15 protein-coding genes and 1 tRNA gene are annotated in these 16637 nt (G+C 33.2%); 11 read left to right on the forward strand and 5 right to left on the reverse strand.

Annotated features, from left to right (window positions below; all coding sequences use genetic code 11):
* The first annotated feature begins 140 nt into the window (after positions 1 to 140).
* The 5 genes from AAGV33_RS15360 (at position 141) to AAGV33_RS15380 (ending at position 4428) form a co-directional block, all read left to right on the forward strand.
* Positions 141 to 536, forward strand: a complete 396-nt coding sequence (locus tag AAGV33_RS15360) for a VOC family protein (protein ID WP_373393177.1) — start codon at positions 141 to 143, stop codon at positions 534 to 536.
* Between the two features lie 133 nt (positions 537 to 669).
* Positions 670 to 1200, forward strand: a complete 531-nt coding sequence (locus tag AAGV33_RS15365) for a hypothetical protein (RefSeq protein WP_373393178.1) — start codon at positions 670 to 672, stop codon at positions 1198 to 1200.
* A gap of 140 nt (positions 1201 to 1340) precedes the next feature.
* Entirely contained in the window at positions 1341 to 2822 is a 1482-nt protein-coding gene (locus AAGV33_RS15370; protein ID WP_373393179.1) for a potassium/proton antiporter, read from the forward strand.
* Positions 2823 to 2826: 4 nt separating this feature from the next.
* On the forward strand, positions 2827 to 3645 hold the full coding sequence (locus tag AAGV33_RS15375; RefSeq protein WP_373393181.1) for a universal stress protein: 819 nt from the start codon (positions 2827 to 2829) through the stop codon (positions 3643 to 3645).
* Between the two features lie 96 nt (positions 3646 to 3741).
* Positions 3742 to 4428, forward strand: coding sequence for a GNAT family N-acetyltransferase (locus AAGV33_RS15380; RefSeq protein ID WP_373393183.1), 687 nt, complete (start codon positions 3742 to 3744; stop codon positions 4426 to 4428).
* 138 nt (positions 4429 to 4566) lie between these two features.
* On the opposite strand, the gene AAGV33_RS15385 is transcribed toward AAGV33_RS15380, so the two are convergent.
* Positions 4567 to 5040: a hypothetical protein gene (locus AAGV33_RS15385; protein ID WP_373393184.1), complete on the reverse strand. Its 474-nt coding sequence runs from the start codon at positions 5038 to 5040 to the stop codon at positions 4567 to 4569.
* Between the two features lie 170 nt (positions 5041 to 5210).
* Here AAGV33_RS15385 and AAGV33_RS15390 point away from each other — a divergent pair, with 170 nt between their 5' ends.
* The 5 genes from AAGV33_RS15390 (at position 5211) to AAGV33_RS15410 (ending at position 11804) form a co-directional block, all read left to right on the forward strand.
* Positions 5211 to 6014, forward strand: coding sequence for a DNA alkylation repair protein (locus AAGV33_RS15390; RefSeq protein WP_373393185.1), 804 nt, complete (start codon positions 5211 to 5213; stop codon positions 6012 to 6014).
* Positions 6015 to 6321: 307 nt separating this feature from the next.
* Entirely contained in the window at positions 6322 to 9069 is a 2748-nt protein-coding gene (locus AAGV33_RS15395) for a cation-translocating P-type ATPase (protein ID WP_373393187.1), read from the forward strand.
* A 460-nt stretch (positions 9070 to 9529) separates the two neighbouring features.
* The gene (locus tag AAGV33_RS15400) at positions 9530 to 10609 is read left to right on the forward strand and encodes a CNNM domain-containing protein (RefSeq protein WP_373393189.1); all 1080 of its coding nucleotides are present in this window, start codon (positions 9530 to 9532) and stop codon (positions 10607 to 10609) included.
* A gap of 117 nt (positions 10610 to 10726) precedes the next feature.
* Entirely contained in the window at positions 10727 to 11269 is a 543-nt protein-coding gene (locus AAGV33_RS15405; RefSeq protein WP_373393191.1) for a DUF2867 domain-containing protein, read from the forward strand.
* A gap of 76 nt (positions 11270 to 11345) precedes the next feature.
* Complete coding sequence (locus AAGV33_RS15410; protein WP_373393193.1) at positions 11346 to 11804, forward strand: DinB family protein; 459 nt, start codon at positions 11346 to 11348, stop codon at positions 11802 to 11804.
* Positions 11805 to 12194: 390 nt separating this feature from the next.
* Here AAGV33_RS15410 and AAGV33_RS15415 read toward each other — a convergent pair.
* The 4 genes from AAGV33_RS15415 to AAGV33_RS15430 all read right to left on the reverse strand — a co-directional run bounded on the left by AAGV33_RS15415 (position 12195) and on the right by AAGV33_RS15430 (position 14815).
* A tRNA-His gene (locus AAGV33_RS15415) sits at positions 12195 to 12268 on the reverse strand.
* Between the two features lie 75 nt (positions 12269 to 12343).
* Entirely contained in the window at positions 12344 to 13060 is a 717-nt protein-coding gene (bshB1, locus tag AAGV33_RS15420; protein WP_373393194.1) for a bacillithiol biosynthesis deacetylase BshB1, read from the reverse strand.
* 218 nt (positions 13061 to 13278) lie between these two features.
* Positions 13279 to 14340, reverse strand: a complete 1062-nt coding sequence (locus tag AAGV33_RS15425; protein WP_373393195.1) for an isochorismate synthase — start codon at positions 14338 to 14340, stop codon at positions 13279 to 13281.
* Positions 14341 to 14380: 40 nt separating this feature from the next.
* The gene (locus AAGV33_RS15430; RefSeq protein ID WP_373393197.1) at positions 14381 to 14815 is read right to left on the reverse strand and encodes a PaaI family thioesterase; all 435 of its coding nucleotides are present in this window, start codon (positions 14813 to 14815) and stop codon (positions 14381 to 14383) included.
* Between the two features lie 139 nt (positions 14816 to 14954).
* On the opposite strand from AAGV33_RS15430, the gene AAGV33_RS15435 reads away from it, so the two are divergent.
* Positions 14955 to 16466 carry a hypothetical protein gene (locus AAGV33_RS15435; protein ID WP_373393198.1) on the forward strand — a complete coding sequence of 504 codons (1512 nt, stop codon included), beginning with the start codon at positions 14955 to 14957 and terminating at the stop codon, positions 16464 to 16466.
* Positions 16467 to 16637 lie beyond the last annotated feature (171 nt).

Consider the following 16637-nt stretch of genomic DNA (forward strand, 5'->3'; position numbering starts at 1 on the left):
GAATTAATAAACGATAAAAACTAACATTAGCATAAATCGTTCGTGATACATTCTGAATGTTAGAATACTAAAAGCAACACCATATAATCCGATTTAATTAAATTTACTAACTTTAGTTGTTATCTATAAAACTAAAATATATGGAAACTAAAATGATATGGGCGAATCTGGTTACGCATGATTTGCATAAAACAATTGAATTTTACACTGGTTTGGGTTTCAAACAAAATGGCCATGAAACAGCTGAACTGGTAAGTTTTAGTGTTGCAGAAAATAATTTTGTGATTAATTTTTTCTTACCCAAAAGATTCGAAAAAGCTTTAAACGGCAAAATTACTGATGCCAAAACAGAAAACGAAATCATCTTTTCTTTATCGGCTAAGAGTGTTGAGGAAGTCGATCAATGGCATGAAAAAGTAAAACAACTGGGCGGAACTATTTTTTGTGAACCAGAAAAATTTGAAGTTGGCTATACCTTTGGTTTTTCTGATCCTGATGGTCATAAATTCAATTTTCTATATTGGCCTGGAATGTAATTCAACATAGTAGATTTACACTCTGCATCCACAAAGAATAACAAGATAGAAATACTTTGCCGAGTTACTGAATGGATCTCACGCATCTCTAATGTCCGATTGCATAAGTACCACTTAAATAAAAAAGCAAAACGTGAAAAAGAACTTTCTCTACTTACCATTCTTAACAGCTTTCTCAGCTCTTTTAATTAGTAGTTGTGCTGGAACAATTAATACGGTTAAATATTCGGTTCCTGAAATAAAGGAACAAAAGAAAGCCTATATAATATCAGCTGAAAATTCGCAATACATTCAATTTAAGCCTGGTGTGATTTTGCCAATGGTAGGCTATATTGTTTTACCTGACGATTCCTCAAAAGAACACGAAATTATTGGTAACACGGATCTTGTTATTAAAAATGAAGTAGAGAAATATGGAATTAAAGCTGAAATTGTAAAAAAAGGAGATAAACTTGGAGATTTCGATTTCTTGATTGAATATCACGACACCTGGAGATGGGACTGTAAAAAAGTGCTGGACAAATTAGAAATAGTGTTCATTTCACCAAATGGAACTCTAATTTCAAAATCAGAATTCAATATTTATAAAAATAAAGAACTACACAACTTCCCCACTCCAGAAAAGGAAGTTCCAAAAATGATGAAAGAACTTTTTGAAAAATAATACTCCTCTCTAATGTAAGTAAGTAAAATTCGACGAAGCCAATCCTCTTGTCTTAGTAACTTATTTAAAAGTTAAAAGATGCTCTTGTATCTCCAAAATGTTACTATTTTAAGTATTTTAGTAGAAAAACAGGGCGAAAAATGAATTTAACTATTGAAAACATTTTATTAATTGGATCTCTATTACTTCTTTTAAGTATTATAGCAGGAAAAACTTCTTATAAATTTGGGGTTCCTACATTATTACTCTTTTTAGCAATAGGAATATTAGCAGGTTCTGAAGGCATTGGCGGCATTCATTTTGACAATCCGGAAACGGCTCAATTTATAGGTATTATTTCGCTGAATTTTATTTTGTTCTCGGGAGGGCTTGATACCAATTGGACTTCTGTAAAACCAATACTTAAGGAAGGACTTGTTTTATCCACTTTAGGTGTATTATTGACCGCTGTTTCGCTGGGAACATTTGTTTGGTTTATTACCGACTTTACCATCTACGAAAGCCTGTTGTTGGGTTCTATTGTATCTTCAACAGATGCAGCTGCCGTTTTTTCAATTTTACGTTCAAAAAGCCTTGCTTTAAAAAGCAACTTGCGTCCTTCTTTAGAACTAGAAAGCGGAAGTAACGATCCGATGGCCTATGTATTGACTATTGCATTTTTGAGTTTAGTAACAAACCAAGATCAAAGCTTATTTTCTATTATTCCGTTATTTTTCAAACAGATGATTTTAGGTGGAATTGCGGGCTTTATTTTTGGTAAGCTTAGTAAATTGATTATTAACAAAATTAAACTCGATTACGAAGGTCTTTATCCTGCTTTGCTCATTGCCCTGATGTTTATTACGTTTTCCGCCACAGACTTTCTGGGTGGTAACGGGTTTCTTGCCATATATATTTGTGCCGTTTATTTGGGTAATCAAGACTTGATACATAAAAAAACCATTTTTAAAATGTATGACGGCTTGGCTTGGCTTATGCAAATTGTTTTGTTCCTTACTTTAGGCTTACTTGTATTCCCTTCTCAAGTCTTTCCCCACATGGGCATTGGCTTACTTATTTCTTTATTTCTAATTCTTGTTGCCAGACCCATAGGTGTTTTAATTAGTTTGATTTTTTTCAAAATGCAATTGCGAAGACGATTATACATATCGTGGGTTGGTTTGCGTGGCGCTGTTCCTATTGTATTTGCCACTTATCCATTATTGGCAGGGATTGAAAAAGCAAATATAATTTTCAATATCGTGTTTTTTATATCTGTCACATCAATAATCATTCAAGGGACAACTTTGTCTGTTGTGGCAAAATGGCTCCATGTGGATCTACCAGAAGAAGTAAAACCTTTATCTGAAACCGAAAAAATAATTTTAAATCTTCCTAAATCAGCCTTACAGGAAATCGAAATTTTACCCGGTTTTTACGCTATTGACAGAAGAATTATTGATTTGAATTTTCCGAAATCTGCTTTTGTTACAATGATTAAACGAAACGATAAATACATTCGACCTGGTGGTTCCACAGAGATTAGGGCAAATGATATTCTTATGGTTCTTGCAGACAAACAGGAAGATTTTATAGAAGTAAAAAATTGTCTGCAAAATTCTAATAACACTCTAAATTCATAACGAAATGAAAAAAAGATTCATACTACTTATTGACTTTTCAGAATATTCAAATAATCTAATTAAATATGCTTATGATTGGAGTACGCAAGCAAATGCCGAGTTACTTTTAGTGCATCAAACCATAGTTTTAACTCCTGGACTTGCCGATAAAGAAATCAAAAAAAGCATTACGGAGCATACCAATAACGAAGCCATCCAAAAATTAAACGCTCTCGCTAAGGAAATAATTCCTCCAAGTACTAAAGTATCTTATTTTGTCTCTGACAATAATTTACAACTGACTTTGGCTGATTTATTAAAAGAACCTTATGATAATATCATCTTCTTTCAATCTAAAGAAAGTAAGATGTTGAAAAAATTATTTCTTGGGAGCTTAAAAGTTAAAATTATAGATAATATTGAAAATATTATTGTTGCTATCCCAAAAGAAATTACCCAATTTTCCAACGAAAAAATTTTTATCGCAGTAACTGAAAAGCATCCTTTAAACATAGCTGGTCTTAGGGATTTCCTGGATTTAATTAACAATACAAATACAAGTTTAACTTTTTTCTATTTATCTAAATCGAAAGAAAACACAGAAAACACAGAAAAATATCTTCAAGATTTATCAGCATCATTTGCAGATCGATTCAATACCAGTTATTCGATTCATGAGGCCAGCAACCCTTTTGAAGGTATCAATAAATTGATCAAAAATAAAGATAGTGAAATACTGGTTGTTCAAAAAGGTTCTCGTCTTTTAACAGATCACTTTTTTAGAAAATATTTAATAACAGAATTAGTCTATGAAGGTCAATTCCAATTGATTATTTTACCTTAAAAATTATTGGTTTAGATTATTCTTTTATGCTTTATCAGCATATTTAAATAATCGTAACTTTTGTAATATCATTTTACTAAATAAACTTGTTTTAAAATGCAAATAGAGAAACTGGATAATTCTGTTTGGAACTCTTTGAATGAAACTCATCAAGATTTCGCTGTTGACTATGAAGGTGTAAATTTTTACAAACCTGATTATTGTCCTTTTGGCGGTTTTATAAATACCGAAAAGACAAAAATAGCAATTGACGAGTATGCTAAATTGGCAAACAACTTTTATCTAGTAGGTAATAAACCCAATTTTAACAACAAAGTACAACTGAATAAAGAATTAGTTTGCAATCAGATGCTTATTGACAAACCGATTAATATTGAAATAACAGAACCTGTAATGGAATTACAAACCACAAATCACAAAGCGGACTTATTTGCCCTTGTTAATTTGGTTCAACCTGGTTATTTCAAAGACAACACAGCTGATTTGGGGAATTATTATGGTATTTACAAAGAAAATAAGCTAGTAGCAGTTACAGGAGAACGAATGAAAATGAATGATTACACCGAACTAAGTGCGGTAGTAACACATCCAGAACATACAGGAAAAGGGTATGCTAAACAATTGTTAGTTTATGCCAGCAGCAAAATATTTAATGAAAACAAAACTCCATTCTTACACGTAGCAGATACAAATATTGGAGCAATAAAATTGTATGAAAAACTAGACTTTAGAACAAGAAAGAAAATCAGTTTTTGGAATTTTATAGCGAATAATATTCAATAAAAAAACATCTGAAGCCGCGGAATGGGAAATTAATTTTGATGAATTTTAAACAGACTCATAGATAAAAAGGCTGTCCGAAAATTATTTTTCAGACAGCCTTTTCTTATTCAAATATTAAATCAGTTTGTTTACTATCAATTATTTATCAACGCAGTCAACAGTTAAAAATTTATATTTTACGTTTTCAAAATCTATAGGTAATCCTTTAGAAAAATACGAACGTCCCAAATAAGTTTCAATTTTGCCATTGCCTAAAATAAGAGTATCTCCCTTTTTTAACATTGCTAACGGATTTTTAAATATTTTTTTTTCATCCTTTCCTTCACTGAACGAGTAGTCTACAAATAAAGTATCACCATGAAATTCTCCTGTGATTTCTCCAACTTTTTTTGGCATAGTAAAAATCTTCATCACCATATCTCCAGTTATTTTTCCGTCTTTTAAAGTGTTAATTTTTAACTCAACAGTATCTTTTTCATACAATGCTTTATAACAGCTTACACTTAAAGGTGCTTCTGTCTGGTCTTTAGCATCGTCCGACTTTTGATCTTTTTTACAGCTTTGGAATCCAATGCAAGTCAACAATAAACAAAATAAACTTAGATTTTTCATATATACACGTATTTAGTTAATAATTTAGAGAATATAATTCACTAATTTACGGATAAATAGGCAGTATTTACAAGGGAAATCCATAAAAAAACAGAAACAGTTTAAAGAACTCTCTTGCTATTTGTAAATTTACAAACTAAGGCTCGACATTAAAAATTAATCCAATCACTATGACAGAAATAAAACGTAAAGGTTCTCGTTCGACGAAAGAGATTCCAAAAGAGATTTTAGAGCAATTGAACAATGGACAAATTGAAACCGCAAATTTGGTAGAATGGTTAGCTGTTGACCAAAGCATTTTACTAGAAAATTTACTCCAACAAGTGAACAGAATAGAATATCTGAATCCTATTTTGTCTGAAATTGAAGCCTTGAAAAAACAAACGGTAAACACAATAAATGAAGCAATTGGAACAGGGATTTTTTATCAGCTAAGAGAAAATAACGATAGCAAGTTTTTAGAAATTATCTCCAATCACAAATCAGACGTGGTTCGCTGTTGGGCAACTTATTCTGTTGGAAAAAATTCAAAATTGAGTGTAAAAGAAATGCTGGAACAAATTCAGCCCTTTTCGGCAGACAAACATTTTGGCGTAAGAGAAATTTGTTGGATGGCTGTTAGACCAACCATATCAAAAAATCTAACTGAAAGTATCAAAATTTTATCAAATTGGACAAGTCATGAAGACGAAAATGTGAGACGGTTTGCCAGCGAAGCTACACGACCAAGAGGTGTTTGGTGTGAACATATTGAGGAATTAAAACAAAATCCTGAATTAGCTTTGGCAATTTTAGAACCAATGAAGTCCGACAATGCAAAATATGTTCAAAATAGTGTTGGAAATTGGTTAAACGATGCCAGCAAAACCCAACCCGAATTTGTGAAAACAATTTGTGAAAAATGGAAAACAGAAAGCCCAACAAAGGAAACAGCTTACATTATCAAAAAAGCATTACGGACAATTGAAAAATAGCTTAACCCTATTGACCATCAAAAAACTAGCGATTTTACTAAACTTACAAAGCTAATAATACATTGGAATCATCAAATAATAATTGGTTTAATAATTCTCGAAATCTAAAAAACTACTTCCTTAATTTAGCTAATAATTTTATTTTCTATTAAATCTTATTAATACTTTTTTAACAGCCATAACTTAGTATATTTAGTTATATTAGTAAGGTATAAAATCGCTGTGGATACTACCTAAAATTTAGTTAAACACTAATGCTCTTTGTGGATATTTAACACTAAAAAATACTATTTCTAAATAAATTAATATGAAAACAGAATTAAAGAAGAAACATGCAAATCAATGGCATTCTCTTTCACATACTGAAGTGCTAAAACTTCTTAAAAGTTCAATTGAAGGTATTTCTTCAAAAGAAGCTAACGAACGTTTTAAAAAAGAGGGCGGTAATACTCTAGTTAGAAGAGGAAGAGAAAGCTTTTTTAAAATCCTGATACGACAATTTTTAAATCCACTCATTTATATACTTTTTGTAGCAACCATACTTGCAATAGTTATGGGTAAAATCACAGATGGTATTGTGGTGTTTTCCGTAATACTAATCAACGCAATAATTGGTTTTATACAGGAATACCAAGCAGGGAGCACGATAGAAGGACTTCTAAAACTAGTGCCTGAAAAAGCTACAGTAATGAGGGATGATGAACAGCAGAACATTCCCATTTCTGAACTAGTCAGCGGTGATTATGTTATCCTTCAAGCTGGTGATCGGGTGCCTGCAGATATACGTCTCTCGTTTACAAAAAATGCTCAATGTGATGAGTCAATCCTTACGGGAGAATCCCTTCCAGCAGAAAAAGAAATTCTTCCGGTAGCTCCTGATGCAGGATTGTCTGACCGTAATTGTATGATATTTAGTGGAACACTAATAACCTCAGGAACAGCCGAAGGAGTTGTTGTTGCAACAGGTATGCACACAGAAATTGGAAAAATAGCTTCCCTTCTTGAATCCGCAACTTCACCAAAATCGCCACTCACACTATCTCTTGAAAAGATCGCCTTGCGAATTACCTACTCTATTATTGTAGTAGGAGTTGCGGTATTTGCTCTGGCTATATTCCGAGACTATACATTTATTGACGCGGCATTCTCTGCAATTACACTGGCAGTAGCTACCATACCAGAAGGGTTGCCAGCAGTTATTACAATCGCTGCAACTATAGGTGTTACACGAATGGCTAAAAGAAAAGCAATCATCAGACATTTGTCTTCTGTAGAAACACTGGGAAGCACTACTGTAATATGCTCTGATAAAACTGGTACGCTTACCCGAAATGAAATGTTAGTTAATTTTTTATGGAACGAAAAAGGAGAATTTTCAATTCTGGAAGCTGATAATAGTACAACAGGTAAAATCATAAAACATGGAAGCAGTATAGAAGCAGAAGAACACGAGTTAAGAGAACTGTTTTTTTCCGCAGCACTTTGTAATGATGCAACGATTCAACAAGGTGATACAATGAATAATGCAAAAGCTACAGGTGACCCAACAGAAATTGCACTATTGAAAGCCTCCTTAAATTTTGGAATTGATTTGGACGATTTAAAAGATAATTGGCCAAGACTAGATGAACTGCCTTTTGATTCAGACCGAAAGATTATGGCCACTCTTCATCAGTCTCCTGATGGAGATAAAATCATTTATCTAAAAGGTGCTCCTGAATCTGTTATCCCCTTATTAACCTATTCTACAGAAACATCTGAAAAAACACTCGAAAAAGATATCCGTAGCGCAGTTTTGACATTTGCAGAAAAAGGCATGAGAGTACTTGCCTTTGCTACAAAAAAATTACAAAAAGAAGATTTACCAAACATTAATGAAGAAAACTTAAGACAATTTGACTTTTTAGGATTAATGGCCATGAGCGACCCTCCAAGAATAGAGGTGAAAGATGCCATTAAAGCTTGTCATAATGCTGGAATTATTGTAAAAATGATTACTGGAGATCATCCCGCTACTGCTGCTGAAATAGGGAAACAACTTGGTTTAACACAAGATGGCAAAGTGATTACTGGAGATGAACTTCAGAAATTGAATGAAATTGATTTACAGGAAACAGTGAAAGCTACACACATTTTTGCTCGTGTTTCTCCATCTGATAAACTTAGATTAGTTGAAGCACTTCAAGCCAATGGAGAAATTGTAGCGATGACTGGAGACGGGGTGAATGATGCACCTGCCCTCAAGCGCGCAGATATTGGTGTTGCTATGGGAATCAGTGGAACAGCAGTTGCCAAAGAGTCTGCAGATATGATTATAGCCAATGATAATTTTAAAAGTATAGAAGCAGCCGTTGAAGAAGGAAGGAGAGTATTCGATAACCTTCTTAAATGTCTTGCGTTTCTATTACCTACGAGCATAGGCTTAGGCTTGGTAATATTTATCGCAGTAATGTTTTTCCCATCAGAAAACGGGGTACTGCTCAAACCTATGTTACCCGTTCAAGTATTATGGATTAACCTCATTACAGCAGTTACACTAACTTTGCCCCTAGCACTTGAAGCCAAAGATCCAGATGTGATGAACCGACCACCGCGAAAGCCTGGTATCCCTTTATTAAGTTCATTTCTGATTTTCAGAATTATACTGGTTGCCCTTATAATGGCTGGCGGAACAATTGGTTCATTTCTTTGGGAATACCACCTTGAGCTTTCAAAAGGAATCTCTAGTAGCTTAGCCGTTTCAGAAGCGCAAACCATGGCTGCAACTACAATGGTATTATTTCAGGTGTTTTACCTGATTGATTGTCGTTCACTTAAACTTCCAATCCATAAAATTGCAGTTTTCTCAAATCCATCTATTTATTTCGGAATTGGGGGAGTATTACTTGCTCAGGCTGCATTTGTTTATATCCCCTTTATGAACCTCTGGTTTCACACATCTCCTTTAAACACAAAAGCTTGGGCAATGTCATTTTTAGTAGCATTTTCCATCCTGATCATTATAGGCATTGAAAAATGGATTCGCTACAAATACTTTAAGGATATTGAGATATAGTGAAAAATAAATCACATTTTAGATTCTAAAAGCAATCATTGTAATACCAAAAATAGCACTAAATGAACCATAAAAAAAACAGTAACAACTAAGCTTTCTTTGTACTAGTAAACTAAAATAAACTACAATCATCAAATAATAAGCGGTTTAACAATTTTCCAAATCTAAAAAACTTCTCGCTTGATTTAGGTAAGAATTTTATTTTTTCTTAAATCTTATTAATACTTTTTTTACAGCCATAACTTAGTAAATTTAATTATATTCGTAAGGTGATAAAATCAGTGTTATTGCTACCAAAAGTTAAGCTCAACAAGGAAAAGCACAAAATAGTGTACTTTTTACTTAATTGAATATTTGTAATTTGATTGCAGTCATGTACGAAAATTTAGTATAATACCAAAAACAATAATTTTAAAAGTAACAGAATACCGTATATTAATTAAAGTACTTATAACCCACAATGACACTACTTCTCACCTATTTATTTATAGCATTATTTACCTCATTTTTATGCTCAATTATGGAGGCTGTTTTGCTTTCTACTCCGTTATCCTATTTAAAATCAAGACTTGAAAATGGAGATAAAAGTGCTGAAACAATGCTGAGACAAAAAGAAGATATTGATATGCCACTTTCGGCAATACTTTCGCTTAATACAATTGCTCATACTGTGGGAGCAGCAGGAGTTGGAGCTCAAGCTACAATTGTCTTTGGAGAAGCTTATTTCGGAATTGTTTCGGCAGTTCTCACTATTTTGATTTTGGTTTTTACTGAAATAATTCCAAAGACATTAGGTGCAAATTACAGCAAAGACCTTGTTAGTATTTCAGCAAAAATTATTAACGGAATGATTTTTATAACCTATCCACTTGTTATAGTTTCTTCCATACTTACAAAACTTTTGTCAAGAAACAAATCCGAATTAACTACAAGTAGAGAAGAAGTTTCCGCCTTGGCTAATATAGGAACAGAAGAGGGAATATTTGCCGAAAACGAAAACAGGATTATCCAAAACTTAATTAAACTAAAAAATATAAAAGTTTCAGAGATTATGACACCAAGAGTCGTTGTCGTAACCGCAAATGAAGAAATGACATTACAGAAATTTTTAGAAAACAAGGAGTTCTTGCACTTTTCAAGAATCCCAATTTATAAAACAAGTAAGGACAATATAACAGGATATGTATTTAGAGCAATGGTCTTTGAAAAATTAGCAGAAGACCAATTTGACCTCAAACTAAAAGACATAAAAAGAGAAATTTTAACTTTCCGTAAAAAAACGACTCTGTTTAATGCATGGGACGAAATGTTAGCAAAACGCGAACACATCTCACTTGTAATTGACGAATATGGCGGTATGGATGGAATTACAACCTTAGAAGATATTATTGAGTCATTACTTGGCTTTGAAATCATAGACGAAAAAGACAAAATCGATGATATGCAACAATATGCTATAGAAAGATGGAAAGAAAAACAGAAAAAGTATGACTTTCTTAAAAGTGATGAAGAAAACAGCCACAATCAACAGCAGTTATAGTTTCATTCCACTCGATTCTGCCAGATTATCCTTTTTGAATTTAATTTAAAATTGCCCTTTATCTAGTTCGCAACCTCTTAAATTCTACAAAAATGCTAATGCACTGATGAATATAAAATGAGAATAGTCAAAACAACACTTCCCAGTAATTCAATACTAAATATTTCTCACAAAAAATATGACTACGTAGACAGTTTTCAAGGTGAACTTAATGACATTGACAACAAGTTCAATTCTGTTGACATTGGGAAAGCTTTTTTTTCAAGCGGACCAAAATGGATTGAGCGTTTATTTGCTTTAAGAAACAAAATAGTTTCCTTATTTGGACTTAAAACCTCAGGAAATATTAGCGACCAAAAAAAACAGTTTGAAAACTTTAAATGTGAACCAGATCAACAACTCGGTCTTTTCAAAGTGTTTGCTAAAACTGAAAATGAAATAATTTTAGGAGAAGATGATAAACATTTGAATTTTAGAGTTTCATTATTTTTAGAAGAAAAAGAAAAAAAATCAACAACGAAAGAACTAACGATTTCGACTACAGTGGAGTTTAATAATTGGTTTGGACGATTCTATTTTTTACCTGTCCGTCCGTTCCATAAACGGATTGTTCCTTCAATGTTGAAAGAAATTATAAAAGAATTAGAAAAGAAAGATTAGATACTGTAATAAACAGTAAATAGGCACTAAACCTTCGCAAAATTAAAAGTATTTTAAACTTAGACAAAAGTATAAAATGAAAAATAAAACAACCCTTTTCTTAGAATCCTGGATAGAGTCTAGAACCAGATTTACCAATCAATTAGAAAATATTACTTTAGAAGATTTAGTAAAAAAACTGGGCAAATCACCTAATTCTATCGGTTTTCTTATTCGGCATATTGGAGATGTAGAATTACTATTTGCTAAAAATGTATTTGGCGACCATTCAATTAAAGTATCTGCTAAAACAGTCATTGAAAAACGAGATACTGGAGAATGGACAGACTTAGAAGCATTGAAAACTTATGTTTCTGAATCTTTTGAAAAACTAAAATCAATTGTTGAGACACAAACTGACGAAGATTGGGAAACTAGCATTAATACCCTGGAATTTGGCACAAAAACAAAAGCTGAAGCCTTTGGACGAATTGTTTCTCATACTGCTTACCATGCAGGACAATTAGCCTTAATCAAGAAATATGGAGAAATTTAATTGAAAGAAGTATAAGCCGTAAAATAGCTAATCTCAATTCTTATTTTTGTATTTGAACGGATCAATGCTAAATGTTGTGGAGAAACATAAAAAATACGCTCTAATTATTTTTACCGCAGAGAACGCAAAGATTTTTATCTAAAAATGGCTTCTTAAAGCACAAAGTTCGCAAAACTAAGACAATACTAAGCTTTGCGAACTTTGGCTTTTTATAAAAGCTAAGAGTAAAAAACTTAGCGTTCTCTGCGTTAATTTTTTTTCTAGCTCCACAGTTTTTTGTGTTGATCCATTTGAACTCTACATTTTCAAATCTACAATTTTCAAAAAAAAACCATCAAAATTCAACATACAAAAAAAGCCTCGAATCTCTTCGAGGCTTTTACAATTTTGGGTGGATGACCGGGTTCGAACCGGCGACCCTCGGCACCACAAACCGATGCTCTAACCAGCTGAGCTACAACCACCATTTGCTTTGCGGTTGCAAATATACAACGTTTATTGACTTCTGCAAACTATTTTTTCAAAAAAAATCAATAAAATTACAGCAAATCCGCTAAACTATTGACAGCCAAACATCTTTCAACAGTAAAACCTTCAGCATGATCTACCCCTACTAATCTTCCAAGGTCTCTGGAGCGGTAATTTAAGCTTTCAAAGAAGTTTTTAGAGGTTATTGGTGATTCTGGTTCTGTAGAATTCGGATCATAAAATTGAGAACGATACGCTAAAATAGCTTCGATTTTCTTATCGGTGAACCCTGTGATGTCCACTACAAAATCAGGTTCAATGTTTTTCCACTGAATATAATGATACACTAATTTAGGTCGCCACGCATTTTGATGTTGCCCTTCCAGCTCCGTTTCTATTTTTATCAATCCTGATAAAAAACAAGCATCCGAAACTAATTTACTTCCTTTGGCATGATCAATATGACGGTCGTCAATGGCATTGCATAAAACAATTTCAGGTTGATACTTACGAATCATTTTGATGATTTCCAATTGGTGTTTTTCATCATTGACAAAAAAACCATCTCTCATGTTTAAATTCTCCCGAACGGAAACTCCTAATATTTTGGCAGCAGCATTAGCTTCCTGATCTCTAATTTCTGCCGAACCACGAGTTCCTAATTCCCCTCGGGTTAAATCTACAATACCTATTTTTTTCCCTAAGGAAATTTCTTTTAAAATAGTTCCCGAACAACCTAATTCTACATCATCGGGATGTGCTCCAAAAGCTAATATGTCTAATTTCATTATTTTTATTTTTCCTCCACCAATCTGTTTTTCCAAAAGAGGAAAAAACTGTACGGAGTTTTATGATGAGTATTTTTTATTGTAACTTTCTTTTTTACCGCAAAGAAAAAAAGTTTTCGCTGAGTTCTCAAAGTTGTAAATTCTGCTTTCTAAAAACTGACTACTGCAGCCTGCTTTCTAAATTCTGCTTTCTGACTCCCAACTTCCCACTTCTAACTTCAAAGCACACTCTTCATCGTCATCGATTTATTTACGCTTTCATTCCATTCTTTTTCTGGAACACTTTCTTTTGTAATGCCACAACCCATATACAAATGGGCTTGTTTTTCTTTTATTTGCATGCAACGTAAATTCACATACAAATCGGATTTCTGCTTTTTCTCGGTAAAATCTCTCTTGTTTAATTCGCCTAAAAAACCTGTATAATATTCTCTATCGTAACCTTCATTGGCTAAAATAAATTCATTTGCTGTTTCTTTGGGCAAACCACAAACTGCAGGTGTAGGATGTAAAACCGAAACCACTTGATTCAGTTTAGACGTCTTATTAATTATTCCCTCAATATCCGTTTTAATATGCAACACATTTCCGGCCTGCACCGTATACGGACTCGAAATAGCCACTTCAGAAGTTAATCCTTTCAGGTTTTCCAATATAAAATCGGTAACAAATTGTTGTTCTTCTATTTCTTTTGACTCCCAAATCACATCTGTTTTTCCTTCAAAATTTTGTGTTCCCGCTAATGCCATCGTGCAAAACTTTTTTCGGCTTGCTTTCAACAATCGCTCCGGTGTTGCTCCCATCCACAAACCTATTTTTGGGTGGTACCAGCAATAACAAAAAACGGTTGGAAAACGCTGAATTAATCGGGTAAAAACAGTAACCAAATCAAAATTAGGTACTTCTAAGATTTCTTTTCGAGACAAAACTACCTTCGTAAAAGTTCCTTTGCTAATAGCATCAATTGCTTTTTGAATCAGATCTTCAAAACGCTCTTTTTCTTGTTCGTTTTCAGAATGATTGAGATTCTCCGATTGATTTTCTTCAAAAGAAGTAACATCCGATTCCCAAATCACCGATTGACTTTTTGGAATCAATATCATCTGATTTCCACTGAATGGCGCAAAGACAAAACCAGTTTCATCTAAGGTTTCAGCAAAATACAAATGATCATTTTTTTGAAAAAAGCCTCTCACTTCTGTTTTATACGGTTTACTATATATAACAAAAGGTAAATTTTGGGCTTCTTGTTGCTTCACTTTTATAAAAAAATCAATCATACATTATTGTATTAAAAGGTTTGTTTTTTTCGAATAAAATCTAGCTTGTTTTCTTTCTTTTTGGCAAAACCATATTAGTCAATTTACAAAGCGAAATCAGATTATCTCTTTCGTCCACAATGCGAATTTCCCATAAATGAATGCTTGCTCCATGATGAATGATTCTTGCCGTTGCAGTAACTACGCCTTCTCGCTTGGCTTTTAAATGATTGGCTGAAATTTCAATCCCACGTACTTCGCTCACTTCGGGATTGATAAATATAAAAGAAGCGGCACTACCTACACTTTCGGCTAAAGCTACCGAAGCACCTCCGTGAAGCAAGCCCATCGGCTGATGAACGCTCGGATTTACTGGCATTGTAGCAGTCAAAAAACCTTCTCCCGCATCCACATATTCAATATTTAAGGTTTCCATTAAGGTGTTTTTCGAAATACGATTGCAGTATTCCAATATCTTTTCTTTATCGAATGTCATGAATTTTATTTTAATCGATTGTAAAAATAAAGAAAAGAATAGAGACTATGTATTAAATAGCGAGCATATTCTGCAATCGATTTTAAAATTTAATCCTAACCAATAAGATTTTTTCTATTTTTACAAAAAAACAAAAACGATGCGTCCTTTTTCGCTATTATTTATCTTCGGAATATTGCTTTCAATCTGTTCTTGTCGTACCGATTTTTCTACTGTACCCAATGATGGAAAATTAGTTTTTTCCAGAGATACCGTTTTTTTAGACACTGTTTTTTCGACCATAAGTTCGAGTACGTATTTGTTAAAAGTCTACAATAACAGTAAAAATGATATTAATATCCCAACCATTAAATTAGGTAAAGGTCTAAATTCTAAATTCCGTATGACCGTTGACGGAATGCAGGGCGAAAACAACAAAATTTTCAATAATGTCACGCTGTTAGCCAAAGACAGTCTCTATGTTTTTATCGAAACCACACCCAACATTGCCGATGCGAATCCCGATGATTTTTTATATACCGACGATATTGAATTTGATAGCGGAACCAATTTGCAAAAAGTAGCCTTACTTACTTTAGTTAAAGATGCTGTTTTCTTGTTTCCAAAGCGTTTAAGCAATGGAAAAACCGAAACGGTAACTTTTGACAACAACGAATTGAGTGGTTTTTATCTTGACGAAAATGATGCTATAAATGGCAACGAGCTGCATTTTACCAATCAAAAACCTTATGTGATTTATGGTTACGCAACAGTTCCCGAAGGCAAAAAAGTAGTTTTTGATGCAGGAGCCCGTGTTTATTTTCATACTAATTCGGGTTTGATTGTACCACAATCGGCTAGTTTAGAATGCAACGGAAATATTTCTACTACTACCAAGCAGGAAAACGAAATTATATTTGAAGGCGACCGTCTTGAACCACTGTATGCTAATATCCCCGGACAATGGGCTGCTATCTGGCTTCGTGAGGGCAGCACAGCACACAAAATCAATCATCTTACAATTAAAAATGCAACAATAGGTTTACGAATTGACAATCAGGACAACACCACCGTTTCGATAAAAAATAGTCAGATTTACAATTCGTCTAACTATGGAATTCTAGCTCAAAATGCTAAAATTGAAGGCGAAAACATAGTTATTAATACCGCTGGAAAAGCAGCACTGGCTTGTACTTACGGAGGGAATTACCTGTTTACACATTGCACTTTTAACAACAACTGGAACAGTTCGCAACAATTTGCTTTAGAAATCAACAATTACAAAACAGACACAAACCCAGAAACGTCCAATTTAACCCAGGCTACTTTTAATAATTGTATCGTTTATGGTGCTTTTTCTAACGAATTAAATTTAGATAAAAACGATGCAGCAACTTTTGAATACCAATTCAATAATTGTCTGCTAAAATCGGATGCAAACAGTTCGAATCCATTATATAATTTTAATAATACCGTTCATTATAATAACATTATCCTGAATCAAAACCCTCGCTTTTTATCCGTTCAAAATAACAAATTGGATATTGACAATACTTCTGCTGCTTTCGCAAAAGGAAATCCGGCTTATTCCATTCCGTTAGACATTAACGGAAAAACCAGAACTTCCCCACCTGATTTGGGTGCTTATCAGAGTATGGACTTTCCTGAATGAGTTTAAAAATTACCGCAGATTCGCAGATTTTTCAGTTTAGTTTACAGGAATGACAAGATTGAGTAAACACTACAAATACAAACTCTATCTGAATTCTACCTTCTACAACCATACAAAGAGCACCAAAACATACTAAAAACGACTACTTTAAAAAGTCTTTTTTACACTTGT

Source organism: Flavobacterium magnesitis (genome assembly GCF_041729735.1).
GTDB lineage: Bacteria > Bacteroidota > Bacteroidia > Flavobacteriales > Flavobacteriaceae > Flavobacterium > Flavobacterium magnesitis.

What these genes read in the sequence shown, in the direction of transcription:
- AAGV33_RS15400 (WP_373393189.1), top strand. Translation starts at nt 9,530, where the DNA reads ATGACACTACTTCTCACCTATTTATTTATAGCATTATTTACCTCATTT.
- AAGV33_RS15390 (WP_373393185.1), top strand. Translation starts at nt 5,211, where the DNA reads ATGACAGAAATAAAACGTAAAGGTTCTCGTTCGACGAAAGAGATTCCA.
- AAGV33_RS15405 (WP_373393191.1), top strand. Translation starts at nt 10,727, where the DNA reads ATGAGAATAGTCAAAACAACACTTCCCAGTAATTCAATACTAAATATT.
- bshB1 (WP_373393194.1), bottom strand. Translation starts at nt 13,060, where the DNA reads ATGAAATTAGACATATTAGCTTTTGGAGCACATCCCGATGATGTAGAA.
- AAGV33_RS15370 (WP_373393179.1), top strand. Translation starts at nt 1,341, where the DNA reads ATGAATTTAACTATTGAAAACATTTTATTAATTGGATCTCTATTACTT.
- AAGV33_RS15360 (WP_373393177.1), top strand. Translation starts at nt 141, where the DNA reads ATGGAAACTAAAATGATATGGGCGAATCTGGTTACGCATGATTTGCAT.
- AAGV33_RS15385 (WP_373393184.1), bottom strand. Translation starts at nt 5,040, where the DNA reads ATGAAAAATCTAAGTTTATTTTGTTTATTGTTGACTTGCATTGGATTC.
- AAGV33_RS15410 (WP_373393193.1), top strand. Translation starts at nt 11,346, where the DNA reads ATGAAAAATAAAACAACCCTTTTCTTAGAATCCTGGATAGAGTCTAGA.
- AAGV33_RS15430 (WP_373393197.1), bottom strand. Translation starts at nt 14,815, where the DNA reads ATGACATTCGATAAAGAAAAGATATTGGAATACTGCAATCGTATTTCG.
- AAGV33_RS15380 (WP_373393183.1), top strand. Translation starts at nt 3,742, where the DNA reads ATGCAAATAGAGAAACTGGATAATTCTGTTTGGAACTCTTTGAATGAA.
- AAGV33_RS15425 (WP_373393195.1), bottom strand. Translation starts at nt 14,340, where the DNA reads ATGATTGATTTTTTTATAAAAGTGAAGCAACAAGAAGCCCAAAATTTA.
- AAGV33_RS15395 (WP_373393187.1), top strand. Translation starts at nt 6,322, where the DNA reads ATGAAAACAGAATTAAAGAAGAAACATGCAAATCAATGGCATTCTCTT.
- AAGV33_RS15435 (WP_373393198.1), top strand. Translation starts at nt 14,955, where the DNA reads ATGCGTCCTTTTTCGCTATTATTTATCTTCGGAATATTGCTTTCAATC.
- AAGV33_RS15375 (WP_373393181.1), top strand. Translation starts at nt 2,827, where the DNA reads ATGAAAAAAAGATTCATACTACTTATTGACTTTTCAGAATATTCAAAT.